Origin of the sequence: Alcanivorax sp. REN37, from assembly GCF_041102775.1 — a bacterium.
Classification (GTDB): Bacteria; Pseudomonadota; Gammaproteobacteria; order Pseudomonadales; family Alcanivoracaceae; genus Isoalcanivorax; species Isoalcanivorax beigongshangi.
Map to the genome: position 1 here is coordinate 2,022,429 of NZ_JBGCUO010000001.1, position 12,405 is coordinate 2,034,833.

Here is a 12,405-nt window from a genome sequence, read left to right on the forward strand (position 1 = left end):
TGAGCACACGGATCCGTGGTACTGCAACACCACCCCCGTGATGGTCTCCCCGGCGCCAAGGACGGCGCCCGCTCACGGGCCCTGTTTCCTGCATGCGGCCGGACCATGTTTGCCGAACTGCACACCACCTCCGCGTTCACTTTCCTGACCGGGGCCAGCCAGCCGGCGGAACTGGTGCGACAGGCCAGTGCTCTGGGCTACCGGGCGCTGGCGATCACCGACGAATGCTCTTTGGCCGGCGTGGTGCGGGCGCACTGCGCCGCTGAAGCGGTGGGCCTGCCGCTGATCATCGGTAGTCAATTCCGCCTCACCGACCTACCCGGCCGGCTGGTGCTGTTGGTCAGCAACCAGAGCGCCTACACCGACCTGTGCCGGCGCATCAGCCGCGCTCGCCAACACCCGCAAAAGGGCCATTATCACGCCGACTTGGCGCTGTTCGACGACGCCGACGATGGCCTGCTGGCGCTGTGGAGCCCCGGCCCCGCCACCGATGAGGTGGCCGATCACCAAGCACTGACGGCACTCGCTGAACGCTTCCCGACCCGGCTCTGGATTGCCTGCGCGCTGCTGCACACCGGCAGCGACCGGCGCCACTACCAGCGTTTGCTAACGCTGGCCGATGCCCATGGGCTGCCCATGGTGGCCAGCAACGATGCCCACATGCACAGCCCAGAGCGCCAGCCACTGCAGGATGTACTCACCGCACTGCGCCACCGCACCAGCGTCGACGCACTGGGTGACCGCCGCTTCGCCAATGCCGAGCGCCACCTGCGGCCGCTGGCGACCCTGGCACAGCTGTATCCGCCGGCGTTGTTGCAAGAAAGCCTGCACATCGCCGCGCGCTGCCAGTTCTCGCTGCGCCAACTGCAGTACCGTTATCCGCGTGAAATCGTGCCAGACGGTCTCACTGCCCAGCAGCACCTCCGTCAGCAGGTGCAGGCCGGCGCCACACAGCGCTATCCAGACGGCGTGCCGACGGCGGTGCAGCAGCAGCTGCAGGCCGAGCTGGCACTGATCGACGAACTGGGCTATCAGGCGTTTTTCCTCACCGTCCATGACCTGGTCCGCTTCGCCCGTGGGCGCGGCATCCTGTGCCAGGGACGCGGCTCAGCAGCCAACTCGGCAGTGTGTTACTGCCTTGGCATCACCGAAGTGGACCCGGCCCGCAGCCAACTGCTGTTCGAACGCTTCCTATCCCGTGAGCGCGATGAGCCGCCGGATATCGACGTCGATTTCGAACACCAACGGCGCGAGGAAGTGATCCAGTACATCTACCGCAAATACGGCCGCGATCGCGCCGCACTGGCCGCCACCGTGATCAGCTACCGGCTGCGCTCGGCGATCCGTGATGTCGGCCGTGCGCTGGGCATCGACCGCCAGCAACTGGAACTGCTCAGCCGCCAACTGGCGTGGTGGGACCAACCCGACACGCTGTCGCAGCGGCTGCGCGAAGCCGGCCTCGGCGATTCGCATCGGGTGCGCCAGTTCCAGCTGCGGGTGCAAGAACTGGTGGGATTCCCGCGCCACCTGTCCCAGCACGTCGGCGGCTTCGTCATCAGCGATGCGCCGCTGTCGACCTTGGTGCCGGTGGAACAAGCCGCGATGCCGGACCGCACCCTGATCCAGTGGGATAAAGACGACCTGGAAGCGATGAAACTGCTGAAAGTGGACGTGCTGGCGCTGGGTATGCTCAGTGCGCTGCGGCGCATGCTGGCGCTGATCAATGAGCAGGATCCGCGCCGCCGGCAACCGTTGACGCTGGCCGACCTGCCGGCGGAAGACCCGCACACCTACGCCATGCTTTGCAACGGCGACAGCGTCGGCGTGTTCCAAGTGGAATCTCGCGCGCAGATGAACATGCTGCCGCGCCTGCGCCCACGCACCTTCTACGATCTGGTGGTGCAAGTGGCGATCGTGCGCCCAGGCCCGATCCAGGGGCAGATGGTGCACCCCTATCTGCAGCGGCGGCAGGCACCGCAACAGGTGCAATACCCCGATCCGGCCGTGGAGCAAATCCTCGCACGCACCTTGGGCGTACCCATTTTCCAAGAACAAGTGATCAAGATGGCGATGGTGTGCGCCGGCTTCACCGCCGGCGATGCCGATGCGTTGCGCCGCGCCATGGCGCGTTGGGGCAAGAGCGGCGAGCTGCTGCAATTTCGTCATCAACTGCTGGAGGGTATGCGCGCACGCGGCTACGACGCCAGCTTTGCCGAGCGCCTGTTCGAGCAAATGAAGGGCTTCGGTGCTTACGGTTTTCCGGAGTCCCATGCCGCCAGCTTCGCGTTGCTGGTGTACCAGTCGGCATGGCTGAAACGCCACCATCCGGCGGCGTTCTACGCTGGGCTGCTGAACAGCCTACCGATGGGGTTCTACTCACCGTCGCAGCTGTTGCAGGACGCCCAACGCCACGGCATTGAGGTGCGGCCGGTGTGCGTCGACCACAGCCACTGGGACTACAGCTTGGAAGATGCCGAGCGTTTGCGTTTCGGCCTGCAACCGGCGTTGCGGGTCGGTCTGCGCCAGGTCCAAGGGCTGGCGCAGGAGGCCGCCGAACGCGTGGTGGCGGCCCGCCAACAAGGTCGTTTTCGTTCCGTGGCAGAACTGTGCCAACGGGCGGCGCTGCCCCCCAAGGCCCGGCGTGCACTGGTGGCCGCCAACGCACTACAGCGCCTGTGCGGCCACCGTCACCAGGCGCACTGGGCGATGCAGGCGGTGCCACCCGTCAGCCCGTTGCTGCCCGCCGACAGTCTGCGCGACAGCCCGGTATACCTGGATGCGCCGTCGGAATTCGATAGTCTGCGCGCCGACTACGCCAGCTTGCATCTGTCGCTGGGCCGGCACCCGCTGGCGCTGCTGCGGCCACTGGCGCCGTTCAGTCACTACCTCACTGCACGCCAACTGCGCCGCCAACGTCACGGCGCGCTGGTGCGGGTGGCCGGGCTGATTACCACCCGCCAGCGCCCCGGCACCGCTTCCGGTGTGTTATTCCTGACGCTGGAAGACGAGACCGGCAACACCAATGTGGTGGTGTGGCGCACGCTGCAAGAGCGCTACCGACGCGCCCTGCTGGGCGGGGTACTGATAGGTATCACCGGCACCTTGGAAAAAAGCCCGGAGGGGGTGGTGCATCTGGTGGCAGGCCGCATTACCGATCACAGCAGCGCGCTGGCCGGGCTGCGGCCGGACTCCCACGATTTTCATTGAATCCGGCATCTGCACAGCGGCGATACAAGCTTGTTCGCGGGCTGTTTTAGCGCGCGCAGCGCTGACCAAGCCAGGGTGACGCTCACCGGCTTGGAGCCGTGATCACTCTGTCGGAAAAAAGCCGCGCGGCGCCTCACGTTACCGCGCACAGCAACAGCAGGCGGCCCGAGCTGATGACGACGCAACCGAGCTCCAGTAACAACCGCACCACAACGCAATCAAGGATAAAACCCGCGACCGGCTGCTGCAGTCAGCGCCGTGCTGCGTGGGCTCGACCCGCGCACTGGCCATTGGCGTGCACACCCCTTACGGCGCTGGCAATTGCCACTGCCGGTAAGCCGCAGCCAGCGCCGCCACCGAACCCAGATAGGCTTTCGGCAATGTCACCTCGGCAAAGAGCTGCCGGTAGCGGCGCCGGTTCGGCGGCGTCGCCACGGTGATAGGCCGGATCATGCTCCACTTGATGCGGTCACGGTTGCCCACCAGACCGCCCGCCCGCGGATGACGGTGCGGGTTCGACGCAGATAGCGCCATAGGCTCACGGCGGTGCTGGCATCCAACACGATCAACCCGGTGGCGCGCGCCAACCGGGCCGGCAACAAAGTGCTGTAGTGGCCCTCCATCACCCAAGCTGGCGTCGCTACCGCCGCTTGGTGCTGGGCGGCAAACTCAGCCAACGGCCGCGGCTGCCAATCACTTCCTGGACGGTGATAAAGCTGGTCGAGATGCACCACCGGCAGCTGCTGGCGGGCAGCAATGCGGGTAGCCAAGGTGGACTTGCCGCTAGCCGATGGTCCAAGGATCACCACCCGCGGGCCCAGTTGCGCCAAGCTTGGCAGCGGTCGGTCTGCCATGGCGTGCAGCGGCCGCACGGTGGCGCTCACCCGCTCACCACGCCATCAACGGAACAACTCGCCGAGGAAGATGTTCACCGAATAGTCGCCGCCTTCGGCGAAGCCCACCGACAGGTAAGCCGGCCCCAGCGGCGTGCGCGCGCCGAGGAACACACTGCCGCCCACGGTGGCGTCGGACCAACGCATTTCATCGCGCGTTTCCCAGACGTTACCGCGTTCCAGCGACGCGCCGAGGTAGAGCGGCACCGGCGACGGCAATGGCGTTTTCTCACCCAGCGGTGTCAGGGCCACTAACCGCGTCAGGGCGCGGTGCTGTCCCCAGCGGCTGCGCGGCGCGATGCCAGACAATTCAAGGAAGCCGCCGATCGGCAGCAGATTGGTAACGCCCAGATCATTACTGTCGGCGGTCTTCAGATCGCCCTCCAGCAACATGGTCAGCGGCCCCATGGTGTGGGCCCAGGTGGCGCCCAGCTCCCAACGGCTGAAACTGGAAGGCGCGCCGATACCAGGATCATGCCACTGCCATTCCGCCGCCCAGCGTGCGCCGCCGGTGGGAAACGCCAGGTTGTCGAGCGAATCCCAGCCCAACCGCGCGCTGTAATAACCGTCGGAGAAGTGCACATTGCCTTGGTCGATACCGCTGCGGAAGTCGAGCCGTCCACGGCGGCGCACGACCCCGGCGCGGAATTCTCCCAGCCGCAGCCACTGGCGCCCGACAAACAGCCCCATGCCGCGCTCACTGCGTTCGTAGCTGGCCAGAGCTTCCGGTTGCAGGTTGCTGTCGAACAGCTCGATGCGGTCGGACTGGTACATCACCAACGGCTCGATGAAGTAATTCATGTGGTGGTCAAGCGGCTGCAGGAAGCGCGCCTCGAAACGCGGCGTGGTGCCAATATCGCCGCGGAAGAACGCGGTGCCGCCGCGATGGTTCAGTCCCGCCATGCGCAGGCTGGCGCCAAGACCGAAGTCGGTGTTGCCGTTAAAGTCATCGCTCAGGCGCAGACCGATGCGCAGGAAGTTACTGCCCGCTTCGCGCCGATGGGCGACGATGCGCAGCCCCGCCTTGCCGTCGCGGCGCACCACTTCGTGGCGGATTTCACGGAAATAATCAAGCGCATAGATTTCCGAAATGTCCTGCTTCAAACGCTCGGTATCCAGCGGCTCGCCGAGCGGCTGGCGAATCAGGTTGCGCACCACCCGTTCGGCTACCGGGCCGTCGTTGACCACTTCAATGAAATCAATGCGCGTCGGCGTAAACGACACCCGCTCCTCGACGCTCGGCAGCGGCGCCGCAGCCGCCCAGCCGGCCGCTTCCAGGGCTGCCACGGTGGCGCTGTAACCGGCCTCCATCGCCACATCGGCGTCGCCAAAGCTGGCATTGGTAATGCTCAATGGCGGGCGGATGAACACATCGTCAGGCTGCATCAGCTTGCGTTCGCGCTCGGCGCTCTGGCGCACCAACATGCCAGTGAGCTGGTCCACCACTTCCAGCACTGAGGTGATCTCATCGAGACTGCGTGCCGGGCTGCCAACATCCACCACGATGAGGCGATCGACGCCCATTTGCTGGATCACGCCGACCGGCATGTTGTTGGCGATACCGCCATCCACCAGCAACTTGCCCTGCCATTCCACCGGCTCCAGCAGTCCTGGAATCGACATGCTGGCGCGCACCGCGGTGCTGAGTCGGCCGCGATCCATCACCACTTCCTCGCCGGTGACCAGATCAGCAGCAATGGCCTTGAACGGGATCGGCAACTGGTCGAAACGGCGCAGCCGATCGACGTGGGCAAACAGTTCATCAAGGATCTGGGTCAGGTGCTGACCCTGAATGACACCCCGCGGGAACACCACCCGGCCCTGGTTGATCAGCAGCCGGTAATCGGCGGCCAGGCCAGCATCGAGTTGGCGGAAGATATAAGGCTGGTCCGTGCGCGGCGAGTTGTCGGTGAAGGCGTAGGCCCAGTCGGTGGTGCGGGCGATGTCTTCCAACTCCGCCACGTTCTTGCCGGACGCATACAGGGCGCCCACGATGGCGCCCATGCTGGTGCCGGTGATGGCGTTGACCTGGATGCCGCGTTCCTCCAGCGCCCGGATCACCCCGATATGGGCAAACCCGCGCGCGCCGCCGCCGCTGAGTACCAGTCCGACGCGCTCATCCTGTGCCGCCGCGCCGCTGCACCACAGCCCCGCCAACAGCAGGCTCACCAGCCCGCTCTGCCACCACCGCATACCACCTCCGCCCGCGCCAAGCGGCCGGGTGTGTCCGGCCGCGACGGAGGATTATAGCCGGACTCAGGCCGCGCGCAGCCGTCCCATGCGCAACCGGCGCCAGCTCACTACACCGACCACCTTCAGCAACGACACCAGACCGGAGGCGTCCTTGGCCGCCGCCTTGCCGCGCGCCAGGCGCGCCAGCTGCAAGGTGTACCAAGACACTTCCATCATCGCCATGTCGTCCACCGGTTTGATGCCGGTACGGATCGGCTTCACCGGACTGGCTTGATCGGAGCCGGACAGCACCAGGTTGGGGAAATCCGGATCCAGCACCAACGGGCGCGCCAGCCCAACCAGATCGGTGGCGCCGCTTGCTAGCGCGGCTTCCATGCCAGCGCGGGTGCGGAAGCCGCCGGTGACCATCAGCGGCACTGACACCCGCTGGCGTACCTTTTCGGCGTATTCGATGAAGTAGGCCTCACGGCTACGCGTGCTCTCTTTCTGATCCTTGCCGGCCATGTTCGGCTGCTCGTAGGTGCCGCCGGAAATTTCGATCAGATCCATGCCCAGCTCAGCCAGCCGCTCCACCACCTGCATCGACTCCTCTTCAGTGAAGCCGCCGCGCTGGAAATCCGCCGAGTTCAGCTTGATGCCAACCGGGAATTCCGGGCCCACCGCCGCGCGAATGGCCAGGTAGATCTCGCACACAAAGCGCATGCGGTTCTCCAGCGAGCCGCCCCACTGATCGTCGCGCTGGTTATGCAACGGCGACAGGAACTGGTTAACCAAGTAACCGTGGGCGCCGTGGATCTGCACACCGGTAAAACCAGCGTCCTTAGCGATCTCTGCGGTGCGGGCAAAGCGCGCGATGATGTCGCGGATTTCGTCGTCGGTCAGTGCCCGCGGCATGGCGAAGAAACGCTTCAGCTGTGGGTTGGAAAAACCAATCGCCGATGGCGCCACGGTTTTCGGTGACAGGATAATCGGGCTTTGCTTGCCCGGGTGGTTGAGCTGCATCCACAGCTCGGTGCCGAAGCGGGTACCCTCGCGAGCCCAGGCGCGCAGCGCTTCCATCTGGGTGCGGTCTTCCACCGCCACGTTCTGCGGTTCACCCAGGTAACGGCGGTCCACCATCACGTTGCCGGTGATGTTCAGGCCGACCCCACCCGCCGCCCAACGTCGATACAGCGCGGTCAGCGCCGGGGTGGCGCGGTTGTTACGGGTACCCAAGGTTTCGCTCATGGCGGACTTGCCGATGCGGTTTTTGATGGTCACACCACACGGCAGGGTCAGGGGTTCATTGATCAGCATGGAGTTCTCCAAGTGTGGACGCCCCGGGATGTGCGCCTTAGAGTCTCGCGGCACTGGGGCAGGAACGCGGTCGATTATGCACTGGCGCGGGCCCGCACCACTGTCCGGTCGGGCCACATCCACCGGCTCCAGCGCCTCGCGCCACGGCTCTGCAAGCCAATGCGAAATTCTGACAATTGCCCATGCCACATTTGGAGACGCCCATGCCCCTGCTGCCCTTGCTGCTGCTGAGCACGCTGCTACTGGGCGCCTGCCAGCCGCAGTCGCTGACCACACGCCCTGAGACCCCAGCGGTGCTGCTGCCGGCGGCAGCGGTGGATCTGGCGGCGCTGCCGGCCCCGGAGCAGCTGGGACGCTGGCGCTTGGACGGCGATGTGGTCAGCAGCGACCAGCGGCTGCTGCACTACCGTCACAGCGATGGCTGGCAAGTGCAGGTGGCGGTGCAGGGCTTCCCCGGCGGCTGGGAGTTGATGACGCCGCAACGAGCAGTGGCCTCCTTCTATGGCCAGCAGCGGGCGTTGATGGCCGCTCGCCTGCCGGCGATCTGGCCGCGGCCACTGCCGTGGCAGCAGGAGCAGATCGAACAGCTGCCGCAGCGGCCGTTCCCGCTGTTCTCCGGTATGGTGGCAGCCGAGCCGGGCCAGCTGTGGCTGTTGGTGAGCGCTCAGAATGGATTGTTCGTGCGCGTCTATAGCAGCGACTTGGACCGCGACGGGCTGGCGCCATTGCTGTGGGCACTGATCGACAGCTTGGCCGGGAGCGCCAGCACCGATGCATGACGATCCCCACGCCCCAATCCGCCCCGCTACCCTGAGTTGGGAACAGGGCACGCCATTGGCACCGGCATTTGACGATCCGTATTTTTCCCGCGACCACGGCGTGGCGGAAACCCGCCATGTGTTTCTCGACGGCAATCAGCTGCCGCAGCGCTTTGCCGCGCTGCGGCGCGAGCGCTTCGTGATCGCGGAAACCGGCTTTGGCACCGGCCTCAACCTGCTCAGCGCCGCAGCACTGTTTTTGGCCACCGCGCCGGCCGAGGCCGAGCTGCATTTCATTTCCACGGAAGCCTTCCCGCTGCGGCCGCAAGACTTGGTCGCCGCCCACCACCACTGGCCGCAATTTGCCGAATTGGCGGCTGCATTACAGGCGGTGTACCCGGCGCTCACCAGTGGTTTCCATGTGTTGACGCTGCACCCGCGCATCCGCGTCACACTGCTGCTCGGCGATGCCTGCCAGCGGCTGTCAGAGCTGGATGCCGAGGTCGACGCTTGGTTTCTCGACGGCTTTGCACCGGCACGCAATCCGGACATGTGGAGCGCGGCCCTGTTCGCCCAGTTGCAACGCCTGAGTGCGCCGGGCGCCAGCTTGGCCACCTTCACCGCCGCCGGCTTCGTGCGCCGGGGCTTGATCGAGGCCGGCTTTGCCACGACTCGGGTGCCCGGCTTCGGCCGCAAGCGCGAAATGCTGGTCGGCCACGCCAGCGGACTCTGGCAGCCGCGCCCACGGCCGCAGGGACGGGTGGCGGTGATCGGTGCCGGGCTGGCCGGCGCCACCAGCGCCCGCGCGCTGGCCGAAGCCGGCTACCAAGTAACGGTGCTGGAAGCGGTGGGCGTGGCATCCCAAGCCTCCGGCAACCACGCTGGCCTGCTCTACACCACCCCCAGCGCCCACCCGACCGCCCAAAACCGCTTTTATCAAAGCAGCTATTTGCACGCCCTGAGCTGGTTGCAGCGCCACGACTTTCCGCGTCAGCCTGGCGACGGTCGCCGCTGCGGTGTCTACCAACTGGCGCCGGATGCCCGCCACGCCCGCAAGCACGCCGAGGCGCTGGCCTCCGGTCGCTGGCCAGATACGCTACTGGGCGCCGCACCGCCGCCATGGCCGGCACACAGCCTGTGGCTGCCGCACGGCGCGGTGATCCATCCACCGGCCTGGTGCCGGCAGCTGTTGGCTCATGCCGCTATCGAGCTGCAGCAGTGCAGCGTCCACGCCATCGATGCCCGCGCCGACGGCCGTTGGGCGCTGCACAGCGACCACGGCTGCCATGAGTTCGATCAAGTGGTGATTGCCACGGCCGCCGCTGCACGCCAGCTGGTCGGGTTGGACTGGCTGCCGCTGCGGGAAATTCGCGGCCAGACCACACTGTGCCGCGCCACCGCCGCCAGCAGCGACTGGACCGACGCGGTTTGCCACAGCAGCTACCTGACTCCCGCGCTGGACGGCCTGCATTGCGTCGGTGCCACCTTCGACCTGCACCGCCACGACGCCCAGCCCACCCCCGACGATGACGCCCGTAACCTGGCCGCGCTGCAGCAGCACCTGCCGGATGCTTGGCAGCAATTAGGCGGCGAGCAGATCGTGGTGGCCGGCCAGCGGGTGGCGTTCCGCTGCCAAAGCAGCGACTTCCTGCCGCTGGTGGGCCCGGTGCCGCATCCCGACACGCTGGCGCCGCAGCCCGGTCTGTTCCTCAACGTCGCCCACGGCAGCCGTGGCCTGTCTGGCACGCCGTTGGCCGCTGATCTGCTGGTGGCGCAAATGAGTGGCGCGCCGCTGCCCAGCGACCGCGCCATCGTTGCCGCGTTGGCCCCGGTGCGGTTCCTGCTGCGCCAGCAGCGGCGCGCTGACGAGGGATGAGCTCTGCTGACCGTCTCCGGTCTACGCGTAGCTTGGGTTTGAGCGGTTACCGTGCGCGCTAGGCACAACAGTGCCGCTGGTGATACGACAGCAGTGATGCTGGGGACTGGCGTGTGTAACGCCGACAGAGGCGTTGCAAGGTCGGCCGAGCCGCCGACGGCTCTACCGCGCCAGCGAGGGAGGCAATGGGGGGACGGTGACGCAGAAACAGAAACAGACGACTAAGCCAGACCACCACCAGCGCCACCACCCTCCAGCGCCAACCGCAGGCCGGACGTCAGTCCAGCAGTCCGCGCTCGATCAGCTCGCGGCGGGAAAATACCGACACGCTTTCCGTGGCGTCATCAAACCAGATCACCGCTTCGCCGCGCTCCAATTGGCGGCGCACCTGCGCCACACGCGTGGTCAGCGGCACTTCCTCGGCGCCGTAATCGGTGCCGTCACGGGTAACGAATTCTTCCAGCAAGTTGCCGAGAGTGTCGGCGGGAATCTGATTCCAGGGGATTTGCATGCGGGCCTCCAGCGCAGCGCTGGAGTATAGGCGGCGGCGGGCACACCGGCGAGCGGTGTGCCCGGGCGCCGTCAGCCGAGGCGATAAGCGTCCTGATCCACCTTGCGGGTGCGCAGCCAGAACTCAAAGGTGAAGCCCGGCCACAGCGCAGTAATCTTGCCGCTGCGGTGCTGGTACCAACTGGTGCAGCCGGTGGCCCACACCGAACCGGCCAGACGTTTCTGCAATTTATCGTTGTAGCGATCCTGCACTTCCGCCTTCACTTCCAACGTTTCAGCGCCGGCTTGGTTACGCAGCGCCAACAGCTTCATCACCATCTCTACCTGCGCCTCGATCATGAACACCATGGAGGTGTGACCGAGGCCGGTGTTGGGGCCGACCAGCATGAACAAGTTGGGGAAACCGCTGACGGTGGTGCCCAAGTAGGCTTGCTCGCCGTCTTGCCAGTGGCTGGCCAGCGTGTCGCCGTGACGGCCATGCACCAACCCGGCAATGGGGTTTTCGGTGGCGTAGAAACCGGTGGCGAAGATGATTACATCCACTTCACGCAGCTGGCCGTCTTCGGTGCGGATGCCGGTTTCGGTGATCTCGGCGATGCCATCCGTTACCAGCTCGGCGTTGTCGCGCTGCAATGCCGGGTACCAGTCGTTGGAGATCAGCACCCGGCGGCAACCGATGGTGTAGTCCGGGGTCACCTGCTTGCGCAGCGCCGGGTCCTTCACTTGGCGGCGGATATGCAGTTCCGCCACTTTCTGGAACACCGTCATCAATTTCGGGTTGATCACCATGCCCATCACCCGCGCCTCGTGGCCCCAATAGATGGCGGCGCGGTGCAATTGGCGCGCCAGTGGTAGGCGTCGGAACAATGCTTTCTCGGTGGCACGGTAAGCGCGATCACCGCGCGGAATGATCCAGTTCGGCGTGCGTTGGAACACCGACAACGTGGCGGCTTTATCAACGATTTGCGGCACCAGCTGGATCGCCGACGCGGCCGAGCCGACCACCGCCACACGCTTGCCGGTCAGATCGATGCTGTGATCCCAGCGCGAGGAATGGAAACGCTCGCCCTTAAATCGGTCAACGCCGGGAATGTCCGGCCAACGCGGTTCGGCCAAGCCACCGCTGCCCATCACCAGCGAGCGGGCGGTGACTTCACCGTTGCTGGTGCGCACCCGCCACAGGTTGTTGGTTTCGTCGAACTCGGCCTGCTCCAGCTCGGCGCCGAAACGGATGTGCGGGTACAAGCCGTAGTCGTTAGCCAGCTGGCGCAGGTACTGGTACAGCTCCGGCTGCGACGGGTACTTGCGCGACCATTCGGTGTTCGGCGCGTAGGACAGCGAGTACAGGTGCGATGGCACATCACAGGCAGCGCCCGGATAGTGGTTGTCGCGCCAGGTGCCACCGACTTCATCAGCGCGCTCCAGCAACACGAAGCGCTGACCGCCCTCCTGCTTGAGTTTGATGGCCATGCCAAGCCCGGCAAAACCGGTACCGAGAATGGCGACGTCGACGTCGGGGGTAAGCGCGTGGGGAGCTGCTTGCATGGTCTTCACTCGATCTGACAACAGAGGTTGTCAATCTATTTTCTGACAACACTTCATGTCAATGCTGCCGGGGTTGCCGCACTGACCACCGGCGGTGGTCATCACGGCCACCCTTTACGTCTGACAA

The 12,405-nt window shown here is 65.8% G+C and carries 9 protein-coding genes; 3 read left to right on the top strand and 6 right to left on the bottom strand.

Going from position 1 to position 12,405, the window contains the following annotated elements:
- Window positions 1-105: 105 nt before the first annotated feature.
- Window positions 106-3,207: an error-prone DNA polymerase gene (locus AB5I84_RS09230; RefSeq protein WP_369455563.1), complete on the top strand. Its 3,102-nt coding sequence runs from the start codon at window positions 106-108 to the stop codon at window positions 3,205-3,207.
- A 306-nt stretch (window positions 3,208-3,513) separates the two neighbouring features.
- Here the strand turns inward: AB5I84_RS09230 and AB5I84_RS09235 are convergent, their stop codons facing one another.
- The 4 genes from AB5I84_RS09235 to AB5I84_RS09250 all read right to left on the bottom strand — a co-directional run bounded on the left by AB5I84_RS09235 (window position 3,514) and on the right by AB5I84_RS09250 (window position 7,589).
- Window positions 3,514-3,660, bottom strand: coding sequence for a hypothetical protein (locus AB5I84_RS09235; protein ID WP_369455564.1), 147 nt, complete (start codon window positions 3,658-3,660; stop codon window positions 3,514-3,516).
- Complete coding sequence (locus tag AB5I84_RS09240; protein ID WP_369455565.1) at window positions 3,657-4,091, bottom strand: P-loop NTPase family protein; 435 nt, start codon at window positions 4,089-4,091, stop codon at window positions 3,657-3,659. The genes AB5I84_RS09235 and AB5I84_RS09240 overlap by 4 nt, the downstream gene beginning before the upstream one ends.
- 15 nt (window positions 4,092-4,106) lie before the next feature.
- Entirely contained in the window at window positions 4,107-6,293 is a 2,187-nt protein-coding gene (locus tag AB5I84_RS09245) for a patatin-like phospholipase family protein (RefSeq protein ID WP_369455566.1), read from the bottom strand.
- Window positions 6,294-6,356: 63 nt separating this feature from the next.
- Window positions 6,357-7,589, bottom strand: coding sequence for an NADH:flavin oxidoreductase/NADH oxidase family protein (locus tag AB5I84_RS09250; protein ID WP_369455567.1), 1,233 nt, complete (start codon window positions 7,587-7,589; stop codon window positions 6,357-6,359).
- A gap of 203 nt (window positions 7,590-7,792) precedes the next feature.
- Here AB5I84_RS09250 and AB5I84_RS09255 point away from each other — a divergent pair, with 203 nt between their 5' ends.
- Both AB5I84_RS09255 and mnmC read left to right on the top strand, forming a co-directional pair.
- Window positions 7,793-8,368 (top strand): hypothetical protein, encoded by a 576-nt coding sequence (locus AB5I84_RS09255; protein ID WP_369455568.1) that lies wholly within the window; start codon window positions 7,793-7,795, stop codon window positions 8,366-8,368.
- On the top strand, window positions 8,361-10,223 hold the full coding sequence (gene mnmC / locus AB5I84_RS09260; RefSeq protein WP_369455569.1) for a bifunctional tRNA (5-methylaminomethyl-2-thiouridine)(34)-methyltransferase MnmC2/FAD-dependent 5-carboxymethylaminomethyl-2-thiouridine(34) oxidoreductase MnmC1: 1,863 nt from the start codon (window positions 8,361-8,363) through the stop codon (window positions 10,221-10,223). The genes AB5I84_RS09255 and mnmC overlap by 8 nt, the downstream gene beginning before the upstream one ends.
- Window positions 10,224-10,500: 277 nt before the next feature.
- On the opposite strand, the gene AB5I84_RS09265 is transcribed toward mnmC, so the two are convergent.
- Both AB5I84_RS09265 and AB5I84_RS09270 read right to left on the bottom strand, forming a co-directional pair.
- Window positions 10,501-10,734 carry a YheU family protein gene (locus tag AB5I84_RS09265; RefSeq protein ID WP_369455570.1) on the bottom strand — a complete coding sequence of 78 codons (234 nt, stop codon included), beginning with the start codon at window positions 10,732-10,734 and terminating at the stop codon, window positions 10,501-10,503.
- Window positions 10,735-10,805: 71 nt separating this feature from the next.
- Window positions 10,806-12,278: a flavin-containing monooxygenase gene (locus AB5I84_RS09270; RefSeq protein WP_369455571.1), complete on the bottom strand. Its 1,473-nt coding sequence runs from the start codon at window positions 12,276-12,278 to the stop codon at window positions 10,806-10,808.
- Between the last annotated feature and the right edge of the window lie 127 nt (window positions 12,279-12,405).

Coding starts and splice junctions, on each gene's coding strand:
- AB5I84_RS09250 (WP_369455567.1), bottom strand. CDS start 7,589: ATGCTGATCAATGAACCCCTGACCCTGCCGTGTGGTGTGACCATCAAA.
- AB5I84_RS09270 (WP_369455571.1), bottom strand. CDS start 12,278: ATGCAAGCAGCTCCCCACGCGCTTACCCCCGACGTCGACGTCGCCATT.
- mnmC (WP_369455569.1), top strand. CDS start 8,361: ATGCATGACGATCCCCACGCCCCAATCCGCCCCGCTACCCTGAGTTGG.
- AB5I84_RS09230 (WP_369455563.1), top strand. CDS start 106: ATGTTTGCCGAACTGCACACCACCTCCGCGTTCACTTTCCTGACCGGG.
- AB5I84_RS09245 (WP_369455566.1), bottom strand. CDS start 6,293: ATGCGGTGGTGGCAGAGCGGGCTGGTGAGCCTGCTGTTGGCGGGGCTG.
- AB5I84_RS09235 (WP_369455564.1), bottom strand. CDS start 3,660: ATGATCCGGCCTATCACCGTGGCGACGCCGCCGAACCGGCGCCGCTAC.
- AB5I84_RS09255 (WP_369455568.1), top strand. CDS start 7,793: ATGCCCCTGCTGCCCTTGCTGCTGCTGAGCACGCTGCTACTGGGCGCC.
- AB5I84_RS09265 (WP_369455570.1), bottom strand. CDS start 10,734: ATGCAAATCCCCTGGAATCAGATTCCCGCCGACACTCTCGGCAACTTG.